This window comes from Mycobacterium sp. NBC_00419 (assembly GCF_036023875.1).
Classification (GTDB): Bacteria; Actinomycetota; Actinomycetes; order Mycobacteriales; family Mycobacteriaceae; genus Mycobacterium.
The window spans coordinates 3,061,742-3,081,410 of sequence record NZ_CP107931.1; the positions used below are offsets into that span (position 1 = coordinate 3,061,742).

17 protein-coding genes and 1 pseudogene are annotated in these 19,669 nt (G+C 68.2%); 9 read left to right on the plus strand and 9 right to left on the minus strand.

The genetic code is table 11. The features are described from left to right. Positions 1-62 precede the first annotated feature (62 nt). Together OG976_RS14670 and OG976_RS14675 are read left to right on the plus strand one after the other, a co-directional pair. On the plus strand, positions 63-662 hold the full coding sequence (locus OG976_RS14670; protein ID WP_328350014.1) for a hypothetical protein: 600 nt from the start codon (positions 63-65) through the stop codon (positions 660-662). Further along, complete coding sequence (locus OG976_RS14675) at positions 659-1,348, plus strand: hypothetical protein (protein ID WP_328350016.1); 690 nt, start codon at positions 659-661, stop codon at positions 1,346-1,348. The genes OG976_RS14670 and OG976_RS14675 overlap by 4 nt, the downstream gene beginning before the upstream one ends. Here OG976_RS14675 and OG976_RS14680 read toward each other — a convergent pair. The 3 genes from OG976_RS14680 to OG976_RS14690 are packed head-to-tail and all read right to left on the minus strand — an operon-like array spanning position 1,335 to position 5,217. After that, positions 1,335-1,760, minus strand: coding sequence for a CoA-binding protein (locus OG976_RS14680; RefSeq protein ID WP_328350018.1), 426 nt, complete (start codon positions 1,758-1,760; stop codon positions 1,335-1,337). The genes OG976_RS14675 and OG976_RS14680 overlap by 14 nt on opposite strands. A gap of 8 nt (positions 1,761-1,768) precedes the next feature. Further along, positions 1,769-2,269, minus strand: a complete 501-nt coding sequence (locus tag OG976_RS14685) for an XRE family transcriptional regulator (RefSeq protein ID WP_442930335.1) — start codon at positions 2,267-2,269, stop codon at positions 1,769-1,771. Then, positions 2,266-5,217: an MMPL family transporter gene (locus OG976_RS14690; protein ID WP_328350020.1), complete on the minus strand. Its 2,952-nt coding sequence runs from the start codon at positions 5,215-5,217 to the stop codon at positions 2,266-2,268. Before OG976_RS14690 ends, OG976_RS14685 begins: the two co-directional genes overlap by 4 nt. Before the next feature lie 265 nt (positions 5,218-5,482). Between OG976_RS14690 and OG976_RS14695 the strand changes: the two genes are divergently transcribed. From OG976_RS14695 to OG976_RS14710, 4 genes are all read left to right on the plus strand, one after another. Beyond that, the gene (locus tag OG976_RS14695; RefSeq protein ID WP_328350022.1) at positions 5,483-6,001 is read left to right on the plus strand and encodes a hemophore; all 519 of its coding nucleotides are present in this window, start codon (positions 5,483-5,485) and stop codon (positions 5,999-6,001) included. A gap of 167 nt (positions 6,002-6,168) precedes the next feature. Then, a complete protein-coding gene (locus tag OG976_RS14700; protein WP_328350024.1) occupies positions 6,169-6,540 on the plus strand; it encodes a heme-binding protein in 372 nt (123 codons plus the stop codon). 57 nt (positions 6,541-6,597) lie between these two features. Next, on the plus strand, positions 6,598-7,266 hold the full coding sequence (locus tag OG976_RS14705) for a response regulator transcription factor (protein WP_328350026.1): 669 nt from the start codon (positions 6,598-6,600) through the stop codon (positions 7,264-7,266). After that, entirely contained in the window at positions 7,263-8,600 is a 1,338-nt protein-coding gene (locus tag OG976_RS14710) for a HAMP domain-containing sensor histidine kinase (protein WP_328350028.1), read from the plus strand. The genes OG976_RS14705 and OG976_RS14710 overlap by 4 nt, the downstream gene beginning before the upstream one ends. Here OG976_RS14710 and OG976_RS14715 read toward each other — a convergent pair. The 3 genes and pseudogenes from OG976_RS14715 to OG976_RS14725 all read right to left on the minus strand — a co-directional run. Continuing rightward, a complete protein-coding gene (locus OG976_RS14715) occupies positions 8,597-8,974 on the minus strand; it encodes a DUF3054 domain-containing protein (protein ID WP_328350030.1) in 378 nt (125 codons plus the stop codon). The two genes, OG976_RS14710 and OG976_RS14715, sit on opposite strands and share 4 nt — an antisense overlap. Beyond that, entirely contained in the window at positions 8,961-10,181 is a 1,221-nt protein-coding gene (locus OG976_RS14720; protein WP_328350032.1) for a M23 family metallopeptidase, read from the minus strand. Before OG976_RS14720 ends, OG976_RS14715 begins: the two co-directional genes overlap by 14 nt. 213 nt (positions 10,182-10,394) lie before the next feature. Then, positions 10,395-11,429: pseudogene (locus OG976_RS14725) on the minus strand (lysylphosphatidylglycerol synthase transmembrane domain-containing protein); the annotation flags it as partial. 71 nt (positions 11,430-11,500) lie between these two features. Between OG976_RS14725 and OG976_RS14730 the strand changes: the two are divergent. After that, entirely contained in the window at positions 11,501-12,652 is a 1,152-nt protein-coding gene (locus OG976_RS14730) for an AI-2E family transporter (protein ID WP_328350046.1), read from the plus strand. Between the two features lie 88 nt (positions 12,653-12,740). Here the strand turns inward: OG976_RS14730 and OG976_RS14735 are convergent, their stop codons facing one another. From OG976_RS14735 to trmB, 3 genes are read right to left on the minus strand one after another with little or no spacing between them, the layout of a single operon-like run. After that, on the minus strand, positions 12,741-15,671 hold the full coding sequence (locus OG976_RS14735) for an MMPL family transporter (protein WP_328350049.1): 2,931 nt from the start codon (positions 15,669-15,671) through the stop codon (positions 12,741-12,743). A 48-nt stretch (positions 15,672-15,719) separates the two neighbouring features. Then, positions 15,720-16,418, minus strand: a complete 699-nt coding sequence (locus tag OG976_RS14740; protein WP_328350051.1) for an NYN domain-containing protein — start codon at positions 16,416-16,418, stop codon at positions 15,720-15,722. Then, complete coding sequence (gene trmB, locus OG976_RS14745; protein ID WP_328350053.1) at positions 16,415-17,170, minus strand: tRNA (guanosine(46)-N7)-methyltransferase TrmB; 756 nt, start codon at positions 17,168-17,170, stop codon at positions 16,415-16,417. The genes OG976_RS14740 and trmB overlap by 4 nt, the downstream gene beginning before the upstream one ends. Before the next feature lie 98 nt (positions 17,171-17,268). Here trmB and OG976_RS14750 point away from each other — a divergent pair, with 98 nt between their 5' ends. After that, the gene (locus OG976_RS14750) at positions 17,269-18,189 is read left to right on the plus strand and encodes a hypothetical protein (RefSeq protein WP_328350054.1); all 921 of its coding nucleotides are present in this window, start codon (positions 17,269-17,271) and stop codon (positions 18,187-18,189) included. Continuing rightward, the gene (locus tag OG976_RS14755; RefSeq protein ID WP_328350056.1) at positions 18,186-19,634 is read left to right on the plus strand and encodes a hypothetical protein; all 1,449 of its coding nucleotides are present in this window, start codon (positions 18,186-18,188) and stop codon (positions 19,632-19,634) included. The genes OG976_RS14750 and OG976_RS14755 overlap by 4 nt, the downstream gene beginning before the upstream one ends. Positions 19,635-19,669: the final 35 nt, after the last annotated feature.

Below are 19,669 nucleotides of genomic sequence, written 5' to 3' on the forward strand. Positions count from 1 at the left end.
TCCTTACCAGAGGTGAGCGGCCGTCGTCCTGGGTGCCGGGCAGGCCCGGTAGCCTCCCCTGCATGCCCGATGCGGACGAGACGACGTCGGAAAGCACGACCGCGGGCGCGCGGGTGTTCTCCGGTTACGGCGTCGCCTCGGCAGTACTCGGGGCCCTGGGTGTGGTGGCGATTGTGCTCGGCGGGTTGATCTGGTCGGATCACCGCAGCGCCGCCGACGAGCGCACCTATCAGTCCCGGGTGCTGGCCGCTGCCGCGGACTGGACCGGGGTGCTGATCAACATGAATGTCGACAACGTCGACGCCAGCCTGCAGAAACTGCACGACGGCACCGTCGGCGGGCTGAACTCCGACTTCGAGGCGTCCATCAAGCCGTACCGGGAAGTGGTCAAGACGCTGCAGGCGCGCACCACCGGGCAGATCGAGTCGGTGTCCATCGAGGCGGTCCACCACGATCTGGACCCGGCGGCCGGCCAGCGTCCACCCCAGCAGGCCGCGCTGCCGCCCGAGTTGGCCCAGCGCACCGACGACGTCGTCGTCGTTGCCACCTCGGTGAGCGAAAATGCCGGCAAGAAGCCGACGACCGTGCGGTGGAACCTGCGCCTGGGGGTCTCCGACGTCGACGGAAAACTGTTCATCTCGCGGCTGGAGTCGCTGCGTTGAGGAACCTGGCCCGCGTACTGGCATTCGACATCGCCGCGCCGTTAGCGGCCATCGCTGCGCTGCTGGGCATCGGTGTGGTGCTGGGCTGGCCGCTGTGGTGGGTATCGGTGTGCTCGATGCTGTGCCTTCTCATCGTGCAGGGCGTGATCGTCAATTTCGTTCTCTACCGGCGTGATTCGGTGACGGTGGGCACCGACGACGACGGGCCCGGGCTGCGGCTGGCGGTGGCGGCCCTGGCCGCGGCGGCATTGGTGGCGGCGCTGGCGGTCGGTTACACCCGATGGACGGTGCCCGACCGGAACTTCCGCAGCGATACCGCGGAGGTGGTCCGGATCGCCACGGCAGTCGCCGAGGCCACCGCCACCTTCACCCCTGGCGCCCCGACGACGTCGATTGACCGGGCGGCCTCATTCATGGCGCCCGACCGGGCAGAGGCGTTCAAGGATGAATTCGGAAAAGCCACAGCCGATCTCGCCAAGCGCAATGTGACCGCGCAAGCGCAGACCATCTCAGCCGGCCTGGAAGCGCTCGGAACCTCGGCGGCCAGCGTCGCGGTGGTGATGCGGGGCACCCAGATTCAGCCCGGGCAGCCAGCGGACACCGCGGTGCTCGCCCTGCGGGTCGGCCTGGTCAAGCAGGACGGCAAGTGGCTGGTGCTCGACGTCGCGCCGATCAACTCCCGATGAGACGGGCGTAGTCCACCTTCAGGCACCGGTCCATGACCACGCGCAGACCGGCCGCCTCGGCCTGCGCCGCAAGGTCTTCGTCCCACAAACCCTGTTGCAGCCACAGGTATTTCGGCCGCGGGCTCAGCGCAAGGGTGTCGGCCAGCACGGTGGGCAGTTCCTCGGTACGGCGAAACACGTCGACCATGTCCGGCGCCACGGGAAGGTCGGCCAGGGATGGGTAGGCCGCGGTATCACCGACCGCGGTGATGGTCGGGTTCACCGGGAACAGCTCGTAGTGACTCGCCCGGGCGAGATAGTCGAACACCCCGTAGCTCGGGCGGGCGGGATTGGCCGACGCGCCGACCACCGCCACGGTGCGGGTGTCTCGCAGAATATTTTGCAGCGCAGCCGAATCCGGGTTGGACCACACCGGCGGCGTCAGCTGTCGCCGTTGGCCCGCTGGGCCCGCATCTTGGCGAAGCGGTCCGAGAGCCTGCGCATCCGGATCATCAGCGACGCGGGCGGGCTGACGCTGGCGTCGAGGTAGGTGCTCAGGTCCGCCGGGGCCACCCCGATGCGGGAGGCGAACTCGGGCTCGGTCAGCCCGGAGCGGTCCAGCAGCAGCCGCACATGCCGGGCGGCTTCGGCGCGCTCGTTGGACTCCAAATGGTTCCTGGCCCGGATCAACACCTCGGCGAGCGCTTTGGAGATGCCGTACGGCTGGGAGTTCTCCAGCACCTCCTCGACCTGCCGGGCGGTGCGGCCGAACGGATCACGCTTGACGGCCACCACGATGCGCTGCCAGATGGTGATGTCACCGTTCTCCAGCGCGGCACGGATGGAGGACGTCGGCCAGAATTCGACCGGACGCTCGTCGAATGTGGTGGACGCGCCCGGCGAGGGTTCGGCATCGGGGCGGGAGTCCGCTGCCACCGTCACCTCGCCTCCTCCAGGATCGCCACTGCCACCGAAAGGCAACGCTGCCTGATCGTCTCCCATTCGGCGCCGGCCTCCGGACCCGCCCACTGCTCGTCGTCGTCCGACGGGCTGGGGTCGGCAAGCCTGCGCACCAACTGGGTTGAGACCCATTGTCGCTCAGTTCGCTGTGAACAGTAATACCGGTCCATTCCGGTGAGTACCACCGCAGCGGTCTGGTAATCCATCACATCGACCAGACCGGCGAAGTCGGCGTAGTCGGCGTGGCTGTTGCGGCACAGGATCAGGAACGCCTGCAGTCGCAGCGTCTCCGCGCAGGTCGGAATCTGCAGCCGGTCACCGGTGGGCAGCTGCACGTTCGTGGTCTCCACCGGGCTGAGCCGCTCGACACCGGCGCGGGTGACGTCGGCGTCGGTCTCCAGCGCCTCGAGCGCGATGGCCAACCGGCCGCGCCACATCGTCACGGGGTGCACCGGGCGCGGAGCGGCCGTCCTGGCGGCCAGGTAGGACCGGATCGGCTTGCGCTCGACGGTGGTGGTGGCACCCGCCGGGATTCGCTGAGGCAACGGCCGGGTGGCGTCATCGCTGCCGCGCACCCTGCCGGCCAGGTCGCCGCCGAGGCTGCCGCACCCGGTGAACGCCATCGGATCGGCGACGCAGACGGCGTCGGGAGCCAGGTCCTTGAGCCGGGCGGCGCCCTTGACCACCATCTTCAGATCTGCCGACGGCGGCATCAGCGACGAGATGTCGTCGGGGATGACGACGAGATCGCCCAGGTCGACTTTCGGTAGCGGCTTTTCGAAGTCCACCGACGGCAGGATGCGGTCCAGCCACGGCGGCAACCACCAGTTCCACTGGTCGAACATCGCCATCAGGGCGGGCACCAGGATCAGCCGGACCACGGTGGCGTCGACGGCGATCGCGACGGCGCACGCCACGCCCATCTGGGCCACCAGCGGCATGCCCGCGAAGGCGAATCCGATGAACACCGCGATCATGATCAGTGCCGCGCTGGTGATGGTGCGCGCGCTGGTGGCCACGCCGTAGGCGACCGAGTCGCGGGTGTCGCCGGTCTGCAGGTAACGCTCCCGGATGCGGGTGAGCAGGAAGATCTCGTAGTCCATCGACAAGCCGAAGGTCATGGCCAGCACCAGCGGCGGGATCGTGCTGTCGATGGAGGTGATCTGCTCGAAGCCCAGGCCTTCCAGCCAGCCCCACTGGAACACCATCACCAGGCTGCCGTAGGCGGCCGCGACGGACAGCACCGTCATCAGCACGCCCTTGAGCGCCAGGAACACCGACCTGATGGCGATCAGCAGCATGACGAAGGCGATCAGCGCGACGAAGACCAGCACCAACGGCTGCTTCTGTGACACCTGGTCGTCGAAGTCCTTGATCAGCGCGGTCGGGCCACCGACGTCGATCTGCACGCCGGCCGCGGCGGGCACCTTGGGCAGGTTGGCGCGCATCCAGTCGACGGTCTGGCGCGCGGCCAGGTCCTCGGGGTCCACCGAGAGCACCGCGGAGACCAACGCGCTGCGGTTGTCGTCGGAGAACACCGGCGTGGATACCGACACGATGTTGGGCGCCTTGCCCATCTCGGCGCTGATCCCCTCTAGCGCCGCGGCGTTCTTGGGATCGGAGGCGCCGCCGCCGGGGAACTCCGCCAGCACCCGCACCGGACCCAGGGAGCCGGGCCCGAGCGCTTCGGCTGCCGCCGCCACACCGCCGCGGATCTCGTGGGAGGACGGGAACTGCCGCTGCATGCTGTTGCCGAGCACCATGGAGAACGCCGGGGCGGCCATCAGGAGCAGCACCACCGTCGCCGACAGCGCCGACAGCCACGGACGGCGCATGACCTCACCGACCCAGCGGGTCCAGAACCGGGACTGGGTGGCGTCGGCACGGCGCGACCACTGCAGCGCGGGCGAGCGTTTGGCCGCGGACCGGCCGAACGTGGCCAGCACCGCCGGGATGAGCGTGGTCGACGTCAGCACCGCCACCGCGACCGCCAGGATCGCCCCGGTGGCCATGGACCGCAGGATCGGGGTGTCGATGAGATAGATGCCCGTCAGCGACGCGATGACAGTCAGGCCGGACAGCACCACCGCGAGTCCGGAGGTCGCCATCGCGGCATCAGCCGCCTGCTGCGGGTCGCGTCCGGCGCGCAGTTCCTCCCGGAAGCGCATCAGGATGAACAGCGAATAGTCCACGGCCAGGGCGATGCCGAACATCGACACCGTCGAGGTCACGAAGACCGACATCGACGTGATCGTCGACAGGGCGTAGACCACTCCCATCGTGATCACCACGGTGAACAGGCCCAGCACCAACGGGATGGCGGCCGCGGCCAGCGACCCGAACACCGCGAGCAAAACAATCAGAACGATCGGAAGGTTCCAGCGCTCGGCTTCGGCGATGTCGTGCTTGGTGGTGGTCTGGGCGGCGGCGCCGAGCGCGCCCTGCCCGATGACGTAGAGGCGGACCCGGCCGTTCTCGGTCTGTCCGGGCTGGTCACCCTGGACGCCGATCTTCTGCCGCAGCTGGCGGGATACGTCGACGGCGCCGGTGTTGTTGAAGTCCAGTCGTAGTGACACGACGTAGGGGCGGTCCGGTGCGGGTGCCGGCTGAGCCGGGTTGGGCACCACCGACACGCTTGGCACTCCCTTGGCGATCGCCTCGAGCTGGGCCACCGCCTTGTTCATGTCCTCGTAGGAGGCATCGGCACGCGGGGCGGCGACCATCGCCAGCGGAGAAGCGCCCTGATCGGGGAAGTGGTCCTCGAGTTGGTACTGCACGTGCAGCGACTGGGAACCGTCGACGTCGAAGCCGCCACCGGTGAGCTGGTGAGACTGAGTCAGAGCCAGATAGATCGCCGGCACGAGGGCCAACAGCCAGCCTGCGAAGACCAGCCAGCGGAATCTGCGCAGGTTGCTGCTCAGACGCATCATGAACTGCTGGATGGCGATCTCCCCGCATTCTTCTCGGGTTTCGTGGCTGTGAGCCTACCGCAGGCGGCTGTGCGCCGACCTGCCGTGATCCGCGGAATTAGCTGGATCGAGACCTGCCGGTGCCCGTTCGTTACCGGCGGCGAACTGGCCGCCGGCTGTCGCTGATGGCAGGATGTGCGGTGCCAGACAGCGGGTCGGGGACCACCGCCGTCGCGACGTGATCGCGGCAGCGGCTGACGATCGTCGAACCGTGAGGAGCCCCCCAATGCCCTGGCCCATCCCGTCTTCTGCCGCCGGATTGCGGCGCGTTCTGGGCGGCGCGCTGGCCGTCACCGCACTCGGTGGCGGTGCCGCGCTCGCCCCCATGCCGGCCACCGCGGCCCCGGACCCCTGCGCGGCAAGCTCGATCGCCAAGACCGTTGGGGGTGTGGCGAACAACACCGGCACGTACCTCGATGCGCACCCGCAGACCAACCAGGCGCTGACGACGATCTCCCAACAACAGGCCGGGCCCCAGACGCTGGTCGCCCTCAAGAGCTACTTTGACGCCAACCCACAGGCGGCCAAGGAGTTGCAGGCCATCCAGCAGCCGCTGACGAGCCTGTCCACCCAGTGCAAGTTGCCGGTGAGCCTGCCGCAACTGCTCGGGTTGATGCAGACCGCCCAGACCGCCGGCGCGACTCCCGCCCAGGCGGTCGCCGGCGTCACGACCACGTCGTCGGTGCCGGCTGTCCCGGCTGGAGTGGGCCCGCTGCCCGGTCCGTCGGCGTCGACGGCGCGGTAGATCACCGGCGCCCGAGGGTGCGCCGATGTCGGTGCTGAGCAGCTGTGACCGACATTCTCACGATTGGTTAAGCTCAAGGCAGGAAAGTCCGCAGGGTTTCTGCTTAGCTTTCTTTTGTTGGTAATCCGTACTGACACGGTCTCGCCCAACCCTCAAAGGAGTCCGAGATGTTGATTTCTGCCCGTCTGGCCCGTCGCGCGGTAGTCGGAGCGATCGGCGCGGGCGCTGCCGCCGGTGCGATCCTGGTTGGCACGGCCCCTCTTGCGCTGGCCGATCCGCCGCCGAACTGCACTGCCGCTGACCTTGCCGGGGTGTCCGCCGGGGTTTCGGCTGCGACGTCGGCTTACCTGTTCACCCATCCTGACGTCAACGCCTTCTTCACCGGCCTCGAGGGTGCGCCGCGTGACACCATCCGCACGGAAGTCCAGAAGTACCTGGACTACAACCCGTCGGTGAAGGCTGACCTGCAGGGCATCCGCCAGCCGCTGGTCGACCTCAAGAACCGCTGCGGCGGTAGCCCTGATCTCCCAGCCTCCTAGGCCGCAGTGCGGGTAGGTCAACAGCCCGCGCAAGAAGGCGCAGGCCGCACGGTCCTGATGGTCGATGACGACCCGGACGTACGAACCTCAGTGGCCCGTGGGCTGCGGCATTCAGGTTTCGACGTCCGGGTGGCTGCGACCGGCAAGGAAGCGCTGCGGTTGCTCTCGACCGAGAACCACGACGCGCTCGTTCTGGACGTCCAGATGCCCGAGCTCGACGGGGTGGCCGTGGTGACAGCGCTGCGCGCGTTGGGCAACGACATTCCGATCTGTGTGCTCTCGGCACGCGACACCGTCAACGACCGCATCGCCGGTTTGGAGGCGGGTGCCGACGACTATCTGACCAAGCCGTTCGATCTGGGTGAGTTGGTGGCGCGGCTGCATGCACTGCTGCGCCGAGCCGCCAGTTCGGCCGAGGGTTCCGACGCGGTCACGATCGGATCCCTGACCATCGACACCGCCCGCCGGCTGGTGTTCGTCCAGGGTGACCGGGTCGAGCTGACCAAGCGAGAGTTCGATCTGCTGGCGGTGCTCGCCGAGAACTCCGGTGTGGTGCTGTCCCGACAGCGGTTGCTCGAACTGGTCTGGGGCTACGACTTCGACGTCGACACCAACGTCGCCGACGTGTTCATCAGTTATCTGCGGCGCAAGCTCGAACGCGACGGGGTGCCGCGGGTCATTCAGACTGTTCGCGGGATTGGATATGTGCTGCGGGCGGAGCCGTGAGGTGGCCGGGACGTAGCACCTCGCTGCGCACCCGGGTCGCCATCGCCGCCACGCTGGCCGCCGCGATCGTTGTTGCGCTACTGGCCGTACTGACCTCGATCGTTCTTGCGAACAACGATGCGGCACAACTGGATCGGCGCCTGGACTCGATCGTCGACGCGAGCATGTACCCGGAGCAGCTCCAAGACCCCCAGCACGGTGTGCTGACCACGGGACGATCCCGCTCCACCGGGCAGGTGGTGTTCCAGCGTGGCTTCCAGTTACCGCAGCTTCCGCCCGGCACGGCGACCGTGGACGTCAACGGCGTCGACTATCGGGTGCGTACCGTGCCGGTCGATCAAGCCGGTGGGATTCTGGTGTCGATCGGCATCCGCGAGGACAGCATTCTGTTGAGCCGGGCCCGGATTCCGGTGTACATCCTGATCGGTTCGACCGCACTGCTGGTCGCTGCCGGCCTGGGCTGGCTGCTCGCCGGGCCCGCGGTGCGGCCCCTGCGCCGGCTCACCGAGCAGACTCGTCGCCTCGGTAAGGGCATCGAGCAGATGGAACCCGTGCACGGGGCCAAGGAGGCCGAGGATCTGTCCGAGGCGATGGCCCAGATGCTGCGCCGCCTCGCCGATGCTCAAGCGGCAACCACGAATTCGCTTCAGGCCGCGCAGGATTTCGCCGCCAACGCCGCCCACGAGTTGCGCACCCCCCTGACCGCGATGCGCGCCGATCTGGACACCTTGCGCATCCACGATCTGCCTGCCGAGGAACGGGCCGAGGTGGTGGCCGACCTGTCTCGGGCCCAGCGGCGGGTGGAGGCCATCATCACCGCGCTGGGTCAATTGGCCTCGGGGCAACTGGCCCGTGTCGAGGACCGCGAGCCGATCGACGTCGCGGAGATGCTCGACCGAGTGGCGCGGGAGAACATGCGCTCGGACGCCGAGGTGCAGATCACGGTCGAGGCCGACGATCCCGGCATGATCTGGGGCTGGCCGGCGGGTCTGCGCCTGGCAGTGGACAATCTGGTGCGCAATGCGGTCACCCACGGCATGGCGACCCGCATCGTTCTCACCGCCCGTCGCAGCGCATCTCATCTGGTCATTACCGTCGACGACGACGGGCGCGGCCTGCCTGCCGAGGAACACGATGCAGTGCTGGGCCGGTTCGCCAGGGGCAGCACCGCCACGGTGGGTGGTTCAGGTCTGGGATTGGCTCTGGTGGCCCAGCAGGCCGCGTTGCACGGCGGGACGATCGAACTGGCCGACGGACCACTCGGCGGGTTGCGCGCCACCCTGACGGTATCGACAGGGGCGGAGACTGTTGGCGCGCAGGGCAATACGTCCTAGCTGCGGCGCTTTCCCGCCAACGTGACAGCGGCGCGCCAGCCGAGGAGAAACAGCGCCGTCACCAGTGAGGCCACCACGACGAAGCTGACCGCAACGCCCTGAGAACTGGCTTTGCGCAACAACATTCCGATGACAACCGTGGATACCCACACGATCAGGCCGGTCGGCGCCACCGCAGTGGGGGCCCGCCACGCCCGCGCCAGCAGCCAGCCGGTCAACGTTCCCGACAGGAACGGCCACGCGGTCTCGGCGATGCCGCTCAGCGTCAGGCCTTCTGCGTGGCTGCGGCGCCCGATCGTGCAGAACACCACAACCAGGACGACGTCGGCCGCCAGTGCCGCTGCAACAGAACGGGTTTCGCTACGACTGTCCATACGTCATCACATCCAGTACCAGTGGGCTGACATCGGTGTGCTCGCTCGGCTCGAAGCCGGGTTGCATCACCGCGGGTTGACCGGCCTCGAGCTGGTCGAGATCTGCGGCCGAAGCCAGCCGATTGACCAGCCTGAAACCCGTGAGCAGGAAGGGCAGGCCGTTGGAAACCAGCGGGTCCGGACTGCTCATCACCTGGAAATGCAGGTGCGGCGCACTGGAATTGCCGCTGTTGCCCAGTTGGGCGATGGTCTGATCGGCGGTCAGCGCATCGCCGACCTTGACCCGTATGCTGCCCGGTTTCAGGTGGGCGTAGAAGGCGTAGTTGCCGCCGCCGATGTCCTGGACGATGTAGTTGCCGCCGTACTGGTCCAGCGTCAGTCCGGTGGGATTGCTGCCGGGCACCTGGTCGGGCTGGTCGTCCACCACCGTTACCACCGGCCCGTCGGACACCGCGTGGACCCCCGCGCCGTAGTAGGCATAGCTTGTCAGGTTCGCCCGGTCACCGTTGAAAAGCCTTGCATCGGGCTGTAATTGGACGTAGTCGATGGCGAACCGTTCGGCGGCCCACAGTCCGCTGTTGAGCGGGTTGACCGCCATCCGGTGATCGGTCATCGCACAGCAGCTGTTTCCGTCGAGCCAGTTGGCCCCGTCCAGCGGCGGGGCGATGGCGATGGGGCTGCGTTGTGCCACCTTGGTTGTCGCCACCGACTCGCTCAGTGTCGGCGGCAGCAGGGGAGGCGCCGGTGTGGCGACCGAGATCGACACTCGGTGGGTCAGTTCGGTGGGGTCTGCGGCACCGGTGGTGGGGTCGATGGCGATGTCGATCCACACGAGCGCACTCTGGCCCGGGCCGATCTTGTCGGTCGGCGTGGCGGCGTTGCCGACCACTCGTGTCCAGTAGCTGAGTTGATCGCCGCTCAGCGACAGCAGGGTTCGGTCACCGCTGATGACGTCGACCGAATTGAGGGTGACGTCCTGGCCGAGCATGTTGCTCAGCCGCACCTCGTAGTCGAGATGGGTCTTGCCGTCGGTGCCGGGGACCGGTACCGGTTCGGCGATGACGGATCCGATCACCGGAGTGAATTCCGCCGGTTGGCTGGCAGTCGAGGTCGTCGTCGCCGACACCGTCACCGTCGACGGCGAGGTGATCGTCGTCGTGGTGGTGTCCGAACAGGACGCCACCGTGAACATCGCGAGCGCGCTCACCGCAGCCCACGCCCCCTGCCCCCAACGCCACATAATTGAATCCAATCACAGTCCGCGCTGCCGCCGGTCAGCGTCGGCGGTCGTCCTCACCACCGGGATCGGGTGGCGGTAGCGGTCCCTGCAGGGCACTGTCGCCGGGGTCGTCGAGCCGGCGTTGATAGGCCGCAGCGTCCTCGGCGGCGAGTTCGTCGACGACGACGTCTGGATTGAGTGCGCCTTCGGTGCGGAACATGAAGAAGAACACCACCCAGCCGATCGCCGAAATGAAGATCCAGCTGACCAGGCGATAGATCAGCATCGCCGAGATGGCGTCGGGCAGCGTCATCCCGCTGGACACCAGACCGGGGACCAGCACGGCTTCCACCACCAGGAGACCACCTGGCATCAACGGGATCGACCCGACCGCCCGCGCTGCGGCGTAAGCCACAGTCAACCCGGCCAGCGACGGCTTTCCGCCGGCGGCGTAGGCCGCGAATGCCAGGCAGGCGACGTCGGCCACCCAGTTGAACAGCGACCAACTGAACGCAACTCCGAGTTCACGGCGGTTCAGGCTCACCGATTCGAGCTGGCTGAGGGTCTCGCGCCACTTGCGCAGCCCGGTCTCCGGTGGCTTGCCGCGCACCGAGTTGACCCAGCCCAGAACCCTGGCCCCGATCCCGTCGATCAGTTCGGGGCGGGTCGCCACCGCCTGGGCGAGCAGCAGCAGCGCGATGAAGCCGCCGAGGGTGAACAGCAGTGAGAACGGATTGTTCTTGGCGCCCAACAGGAATGCGCCGCCGAGGCCCAGCAGGGCCAGGCCCACCACCTGCAGGGCACCCGACATCACCAGCTGCCAGGACGCCACCACCGGCGAGGCGCCCCAGGAGCGCTGCTGGCGGTAGACGAAGGTCGCCGAGAGCACCGGACCGCCCGGCATGGTGGTGCTCAGTGCGTTGCCGGCGTAGAACGCCGCCTCCGAACGCCACTGGTGCACGATCACCCCCGCCGACCGCAGCAGGGTGCGCTGGATCTGGGCGAAGCTGTGCATCGACAGCACGGCGGCCGCGACCGCGGCGAGCACCCACCACCAGTTGGCGGTCAGCAGGCTCATCCACGCCTTGGCCAGCTGGTCCCACACCAGGGACGCTTCGACGGCCAGGACGATCAGAGCAAGGCCGAGCACCGCCCAACGGAGCCACCAGTACTTCCCGCGAGCCGGCGGTTCGTGTTCCTCGCGGGCGGCGTCGACCGGCGCGTCGTAGGACACATGGTTCAGGGTAACGGCGAAGGATGCTCTCGACGGTGTTCGCCGCGTGTCCGCTTGTGGTTAGGCTGACCGCATGCCGGCACGCGCAACCTCAGACGACGATGCTGTCGATCCGCTGATCCGCAAGGCCGCAGCGTGGTCATGGCGCCTGCTGGTCATCGCCGGGGTCATCGCGGTGCTGCTGTGGCTGGTCGCCAAGCTCCAGGTCATCATCGTGCCGGTGGCGCTGGCCACCATGGTGGCCGCACTGATGCTGCCGGCCGTCGACTGGCTCGACCGACGCGGCGCCCCGCGCGGTGGCGCGGTGGCACTGGTGCTCCTCGGCGGCCTCGGGGTGTTCGGCGGGATACTGACTTTCGTTGTCAGCCAATTCGTTTCGGGCCTGCCGAGCCTGGTTGAAGAGGTCACCCGCAGTATCGACAGCCTCCGTGACTGGCTCATCGAGGGGCCCGCGCACCTGAGCCGCGAACAGATCGACAACGCGGGCAACTCCGCGATCAAGGCGCTGCGCGACAACCAGGAGAAGCTCACCACCGGGGCGCTGTCCACGGCCGCCACCCTGACCGAGATCGTCACCGGCGCGTTCCTGGTGCTGTTTACGTTGATCTTCCTGTTGCACGGCGGGCGCAACATCTACTCGTTCGTGACCAGGATCGTCCCGGCCGGAACCCGGGAACGGGTGCGCGCGGCCGGACGGGCCGGGTTCGGGTCGCTGATCGGCTACGTCCGGGCCACCTTCCTGGTGGCACTGGTCGACGCAGTCGGCATCGGCACCGGCCTGGCCATCATGGGCGTGCCACTGGCCCTGCCGCTGGCCTCACTGGTGTTCCTGGGCGCCTTCATCCCCCTGGTCGGTGCGGTGATCAGCGGTCTGCTGGCCGTCATCGTCGCCCTGCTGGCCAAGGGCTTCGTCTACGCCCTCATCACGCTCGGGCTGATCATTGCGGTGCAGCAGTTGGAGGCCCACATTCTGCAGCCGTTCGTGATGGGCCGCGCGGTCGCGATCCATCCGCTGGCGATCGTGCTCGCCATCGCCGCGGGCGGTGTGCTGGCAGGCATCGTCGGGGCACTGCTGGCGGTGCCGTTGGTGGCATTCCTCAACAGCGCCATCCGGGTGCTGGTCGCCGCCGACCCCGTTCAGGAGGCCGCCGAACTCGAGGCCGAGGACGCCGGAATCGTGTTGGACGCCGAACCTGACACCGTGCCGCCGAAGTCGGCTAACTAATCGCCGCGGACACTGAACCCCGTCGCCGAGATCGACGAAATGGCGTGAGCCACTCGACCTTTGGCGCCCAAACGTTGGTTTGGGCGGACTAGAGGCGGCCTTCGCGGCGCAGCAGGTCGGCCGCGCTGACTCCACCGCCGCGGCGCGGACGGTCCTCGCCCTCTTTCTGGCCGCGGGCGTTGAGCTTCTCGGTGGCCACCTCGGAGTCGCCCGACTCGGGGCGGGCGACCGGGATCGCCCGGGTCTCCTCAGCCGAGATCGAGGGCGGGACGTCCTCGGTGGCAGCCGGCGGTGCCGGGATTGCCGTCGTCGCATCCTCCGGGGCGGCCATCGAACGGGTCGGTTCGGCCGACGGTTGCGGCGGTGGCGCTGCCGGCGTCTTGCCGCGCAGCTCGCCGAGCCATGACTCGATCTCGCGATCCGGGGCGGCGGGCTGATCGGGACGGTTGGATCGGGCTGCCGCCGCGGCGTTGTTCACCGCGTTGCGGACCGCGTTCTTGGCCACCGTGAACCGGGTGGTGGGTGCGTCGTTGTCCGGCACGCCCTGCGGGTCGGCAAGGCGTGCGGTGCCCGCCGCCGACGGTACGGCGTGCGGCGCGGGCGGGGCCGGGTACTCGGCGCGGCCCACCGCTCGGGGTGCCGCCCGGCCCCCCGGGTGCGTGGGATCGGGCGCCGGGCGTGACCGGGGTTCGGGTGCCGCGGATGCGCCGGCGCCGACGAGCGCCTCGGCGGGTTCGCGGACGACGGGACGTTTGCGCTCGTCGGGCAGGTGCGTCTCGCCGAGACCGATCTTGACCTGCAACCGCTTCATCCAGCGCGGCGCCCACCAGCAGTCGTCGCCGAGCAGCTTCATGATGGCCGGCACCAGGAACATGCGGACGATCGTCGCGTCGAGCAGCAGCGCGATCAGCAGACCGAAGGCCAGGTACTTCATCATCACCAGGTCGGAGAACACGAACGCGCCCGCGACCACGGCCAGCACCAGCGCCGCGGCCGTGATGAGCCGGCCGGTGGTCGCGGTACCGATCCGGATGGCCTCGGTGGTCGACATCCCGCGTTCGCGGGCCTCCACCATTCGCGAGACCAGGAACACTTCGTAGTCGGTCGACAGACCGTAGATCACCGCGATGATCAGCCCGATCATGGGCGCCATCAACGGCTGCGGGGTGTAGTTCATCAGCCCCGAACCGTGTCCGTCGACGAACATCCAGGTGAGCACACCCATCGTCGAGCCCAACGTGAGCGCGCTCATCAATGCGGCCTTGATTGGCAGCACCAGCGATCCGAAGGCCAGGAACATCAGGATCGTCGTCGTGGTGATGAGCAGGACGACCATCAGCGGCAGCTTGTCGTACAGGCTGTGGATACTGTCCTGTTCCAGTGCCGGGGTGCCGCCCACGTAGACCGTGACGCCTCGCGGTGGCGTGAGGGCTCTCAGCTCGGCGATCTTCTTGCTCGCCTCGTTGCGGACGATGAGGCCATTCTGGATGACGCGCACCGACGGATCCTTGGAGGCGCCGTCGAGGTAGGAGCGTTCCTTCCACATGGCGTCGGGGTTGTTGTCGGGGTCGGTGAACCCGCTGACCGACATCGCCCTGTTGCGAAGCTCGGCGACCTGCTGATCGGTGACCGGCTGGCCGTCGGTGTTCTTCATGACCAGCGTGATCGGCTCGGTGCGGAAGCCGGGGAAGAGCTTGTCGAACTCTTCCTGCGCAGTGCGCACCGAGTTGTCCGGCGGCAGGTACTTCTCGCTGATGCCGCCGAGAGCCAGCTTCCCCAGCGGGATGATCAGCACGATCATGAAGATGATGATCGGGGCGGCGAACAGGATCGGCCGTTTCATCACCTGGTTGACGAGCTTGCCCCAGAAGCCGTTCTCGACCTCTTCGCGGGTCTTGGTCTTCTGGGTCTTCTCCGCGAACCAGTCGATGATCCTGCGCGAGAAGGTCCAGTTACGCAGGAACGGCACCCGCAGCAGCGTGCGGACACCGAGCGCGTCGACGTTGGGACCGAGGATGGCCAGGATGGCCGCTAGGACGGTGATCGACAGGATCGCCGCCAGCATCACCGAGGCGATGATCGCGTAGGTGATCGACTTGAGGAAGCCCTGCGGGAACAACAACAGCGGCAGCGACGACGCCACGATGATCACCGCTGAGAACACCACTGTGCGTCCCGACGTCATCATCGTGCGCCGGATCGCCGCCTCGGTCTCGTAGCCTTCGGCGAGCTCTTCTCGGAAGCGGCTGACGATGAACAGTCCGTAGTCGATCGCGATGCCCAGACCGATGAGCGTCACGACGGGCTGGGCGAAGAAGTGCACCGGCGTGAAATCGGCGATCACCCGCATGATGCCCAACGCGCCCAGGATGGACAGGCCGCCGATGATGGCGGGCAGGCTGGCGGCGATCACGCCGCCGAAGACGAAGAAGAGCAGCACCGCGACCAGCGGGATGGCGGCCACCTCGGCGCGCTGCTGGTCCTCACCGATGGTTCCGGTCAGCTCGGCGGCCAGTGGTTGTAGGCCGGCCAGCTTGACGTTGACACCGTCGATGAAGAAGTCCTTGTCGACCTTCTTGAAGTTGTTCAGGATGGTGTCGTCGTCGTTGCCCTTGAGCTGGATCGACATGAACGCGTGCTTCTTGTCCGCGTCGGCCATGTTGGACAGCAGCTCGGGGCTCTTGAAGTAGCCGATCGACCGCAGCAGCTCGTCGGGATGGTCCTTCTCGACCTGGGCGAGGTTATCCAGAATCTTCTTCTTGAAGGCCGGGTCGTCGACGGTCTTGCCGTCGGGAGCGGTGTAGATCGCGATGATGTGGCCGGAGGTGTCGCGCCCGTAGGCGGCGTCGGCGATCAGCGACGCCCGCACCGACGAACTGCCCTCGTCGTAGAAACCACTCTGCGTGACGTGCTTGCCGAGGCTGGCACCGTAGATGCCGCCGCCGACGCACAGCGCGACCATGACTGCGATCACGATGTATCGGTAGCGATACACAGTTCGACCCCACCAGGCGAACACGTAATCTCCTAACTAAGTCTGTATGACCTGCGCATCGGGTTCTCTTGCTCAGACCCGCGATGTCAGTAGCGAGGACAGCGGCCGGAATGGCTGTAGCCACGCCCCTTGCTCTGGTAGCGAATCTAGGCCGATTCGCGGCAGCGGCTCGCGGAAAACACCAGGAATGTCTTCCAGGTCGACGAACTCCAAGGTATCCGACGCTAATGCCCAGCTCGCATGTTCGCGAAATCCGAGCACGGACACCGGGATGCCGGAGCGGGCGATGTCTTCCAGGGGTGCCCGGAACGCCTGACCGTCGGCCGAGGCCACCATGACGGCCGCCAAGCCTTCGAGGTGGCGCTGTGCGATGTGGGCGAGCATGTCGCTGTCCACGTCGCTGTCTTCGTCGATCTTCGGTTTGGCGAAGACCGCGAACCCCACGTTACGCAGCGCCTCGACCCACGGGCGGACGACATCGGCGCTGCCAGGGGCGATGTTGGTGAACACCGTCGCCTCGGGTTCGACGGTGACGTCCGGATGCCCGGCTGAGATATCGCTGGTGCGGCCGAGCAACCAGCGGCCGAGAGCGTCGAACCGTGGCCGGTGGGCGGCGGTGGGCCTGCCGCCGAGGATCGAGCCCAGGCCCATGTCGAGGTTCGGTGCATCCCAGACCAACAGCACCCGCTGTGTCGTGGGGCTCGTCACGTCGCCGGCCGCGGGTGGCACGTCGGGAACGGGCGCGGGTTCCGTTTCTTCCATCACACTCATGGTCGCTTCATCCAGATGAGTTCGCTGACCGCGCTGCCCGCATCGTGGGCCTTGCCTTCGTACTTGGTGGTCGGCCGTCGCACCGAAATGGGCAGATCGTCACCGTCGGTGGCCCGGCGCAGCATCGGTTCGGCATCGCCGACCTCGGCGATCTGCTCGGCGTAGCCGGCGTGGTCGGTCGCGGCGTGCAGGACACCGCCGGGACGCAACCGGTCGGCGATGAGCGCCACGGTCTCGGTCTTGAGGAATCTTCGTTTGTGGTGGCGTGACTTCGGCCAGGGGTCCGGGAAGAACACCCGCACCCCGGTCAGCGTGCCGGTGGCGAACATGTTCTCCAGCACGTCCATCGCGTCGCCCCGGATCAGCCTGATGTTGGTCACGTTCTCCCGGTCGATCGCGCTGAGCAGCTGTGCGAGGCCGCGCCGGTAGACCTCGACGGCCACGACGTCGATCTCCGGCTCGGTCTGCGCCATCGCCAGGGTGGAGGTGCCGGTTCCGCACCCGATCTCCAGGACCACGGGGGCGTGACGGCCGAACCAGGCGTCGGTATCGAGCAGGCCCATGGGATGGTCCCCGACCCTGGCTTGAGTCCCGACTTCCGGCCAGCGCCGGTCCCACAGATCCTGCTGCGCCTCGGTGAGGCTGGAACGCCGGGAGCGGAAGCTGGTGACACGCGGATAGTCCTGCGCCGGCCCGAGTGTTTCGGGCGCGGCAGAGCCACCCTGCGCATGCATCCCTCCATCGTCGCCCATAACGACGGGTGTACCCGCATCGTGGTGCAGATTGATACCCAACAGTTGCCTACGCGGGTGGCTCGCGCCCTGCCCGCGCCGATGCCACCATGACCGGCATGGTGGCGAACGCCGGGCCGGCGCATCTGCGCGCTGCCACCCGGGTGGCGGTGGCGGGCCGGGCCGGTTGTGGTCGGCGCACTGTGTCCCGGGTGCTGAGTGCGGCCGGCGTCGAGGTCGTCGCACCGGATCAAGCCCACGACGTCGGCGTCTACGTACTGGCCGAAACGGCCAAACCGGAGGACCTGGCCGCCCTGGCCGCTGCGGTGCGGCCGTGTGTCGCGGTGCTCAACAAGGCCGACCTGACGGGTTTCGGTGGCCGCGGTCCCGTGGCGGCGGCCGCCCAGCGCTGCGAGCGGCTGCAGGGCGGGATCGGGTTACCGGTGCTGCCGCTGGCGGGCCTGGCAGCGCTGGCCGCCCTCGACGACTCCGTGGTGGACGAGGCGGCCATGGCGGCGCTGCGGACGCTGATCGCCGAACCGGCCAACCTGGGCTGCACCGACGGATTCGTGGCCGGCGAGCATGCTCTGGCGCCGCACGTCCGGGCGCGGCTGCTGGCCGGGCTGGATCTGTTCGGGATCGCGCATGCGGTGCGGGCCGTGCGGGACGGCGCCGACCGGGCCGGGGTGCGGGCGGCGCTGCGCCGTGCCAGCGCAGTGGACGGGTTGTTGTCGGCGATCGACCGGCTGTCCGCGGCCGCACGCTATCGCCGTCTGGTGGGTGGACTCGCCGCCGACAGCCTGGGCGATGACGCGGTGGTGGGTGCTCGGATGGCCGCGGCGATCGAGGTGGTGGAAGCCGACGGCATGCGGGTGGACCGCACGGGCACCGAGGAGGCGCTGTTGCGGCGGGCGCGTGACTGGCAGCGCTACATTCGCGGGCCGGTATCTCGGCTGCATCAGTCGTGCGGCGCGGACATCGTGCGCGGGTCGCTGAGGCTGTGGGAGCGCGCCGGCGGGGTCCCGGAGCCCGTCCGGTGAGCGACGACGCCGTCGACTCCCTGGTGTGGGCACTCGACCCTGCCCTTCCCGCGCCGGCGATCACCCGCCGCGACGTCGTCCTCGTCACCGGTCCGTGGCTGGCGGGCACCACGAGCGTGACTGACGCGCTGCGCGAACACCTTCCGTCGCACACGGTCGTCGAGTCGACCGACCTCGGTCCCGGTGAAGCCCCGGCCGCGGTGGTGTTCGTGGTGTCGGCCACCGCACCGCTGTCGGCATCGGATTGTGAGTTGCTCGATGCCGCGGCCGCCGACACCGACACCGTGATCGGCGTGGTCGCCAAGATCGACGTGCACCGCACCTGGCGCGACGTGCTCGACACCAACCGTGCACTGCTGGCCGCCCATGCCCCCCGCTACCGCGACATCGTCTGGGTCGGTGCGGCACCGGCACCCGATCTGGGTGAGCCGGTGCTCGGCGATCTCGTCGCCGCGATCTCCGAAGACCTCGCCCGGCCGAATCTGGAGAGACGAAATCGATTGCGCACCTGGAATAGTCGGCTCTCAGCGTTGGCGATGCGGCTCGAGCGCGATGCCGCGGGAGTGGGTCGGGAAACCCGGCTGGCCGCCCTCCGCGAGCACCGCGCAGAGGTGCTGCGCCGACGTCGCGTGGACAGAACCGAGCGGGCCATCGCGCTGCGTACCCGGGTTCAGCAGGCCCGCGTGCAACTGGGGTACTTCGCGCGCGGCCGGTGCACCTCGGTGCGCGCCGAGTTGCAGGAGGACGCGGCATCGTTGGGCCGCCGGCAGCGGGCGCCGTTCGTCGACGACGTCCGCAACCGGGTCGCCGAGGTGGTCGACGAGGTCGACGAGGGCATCTCGGTTCACCTTGCCGATGTCGGCCACGAATTGGACCTTCCCGTCGACGTGCCGGTGGGCCCGCCCCCTGCGGTCGACGTCTCCGGTCCGCCGCTGCGCTCACGTCGCCTGGAGACCCGGCTGATGACCTTGTTCGGTGCCGGATTCGGCCTTGGCGTGGCGCTCACCGTGAGCCGGTTCTTCGCCGGGGTCGCGCCCCAGTGGACGGCCGCCGGGGCGCTGGGCGCAGCGGCTCTCGGGGTCGCCCTGACGCTGTGGGTGGTCGGAACGCGGGGACTGCTGCATGACCGGGCTCTGCTCGACAGGTGGGTGATCGAGGTCGTCGCCGGCCTGCGCGCGGCAGTGGAGGAACGAGTCGCCACCCGTGTGCTGGCCGCCGAGGCGGTGCTGAGTTCGGCCGCTGCCGAGCGGGATGCCGGGGACGCGGCCGCGCAGGAGAAGACGGTGGCCGCGATGGACCGCGAGATTCGTGAGCACGCCCTGGCCCGTGCGCATGCGACCACTGAGCGAGACAAGCGGCTGCCCGTGATTCGGCGGGCCATCGACGTCGTGACCGCCGAATTGGCTGCTGCCGACGGACCTGAATCAATGAATCGGCAGATATGAGACTTTCTGAATCGTTCCTGTGAGTCATCGGACAT

Coding starts and splice junctions, on each gene's coding strand:
- OG976_RS14670 (WP_328350014.1), top strand. CDS start 63: ATGCCCGATGCGGACGAGACGACGTCGGAAAGCACGACCGCGGGCGCG.
- OG976_RS14690 (WP_328350020.1), bottom strand. CDS start 5,217: ATGATGCGTCTGAGCAGCAACCTGCGCAGATTCCGCTGGCTGGTCTTC.
- OG976_RS14695 (WP_328350022.1), top strand. CDS start 5,483: ATGCCCTGGCCCATCCCGTCTTCTGCCGCCGGATTGCGGCGCGTTCTG.
- OG976_RS14700 (WP_328350024.1), top strand. CDS start 6,169: ATGTTGATTTCTGCCCGTCTGGCCCGTCGCGCGGTAGTCGGAGCGATC.
- OG976_RS14705 (WP_328350026.1), top strand. CDS start 6,598: ATGGTCGATGACGACCCGGACGTACGAACCTCAGTGGCCCGTGGGCTG.
- OG976_RS14715 (WP_328350030.1), bottom strand. CDS start 8,974: ATGGACAGTCGTAGCGAAACCCGTTCTGTTGCAGCGGCACTGGCGGCC.
- OG976_RS14730 (WP_328350046.1), top strand. CDS start 11,501: ATGCCGGCACGCGCAACCTCAGACGACGATGCTGTCGATCCGCTGATC.
- OG976_RS14740 (WP_328350051.1), bottom strand. CDS start 16,418: ATGAGTGTGATGGAAGAAACGGAACCCGCGCCCGTTCCCGACGTGCCA.
- trmB (WP_328350053.1), bottom strand. CDS start 17,170: ATGGGCGACGATGGAGGGATGCATGCGCAGGGTGGCTCTGCCGCGCCC.
- OG976_RS14750 (WP_328350054.1), top strand. CDS start 17,269: ATGGTGGCGAACGCCGGGCCGGCGCATCTGCGCGCTGCCACCCGGGTG.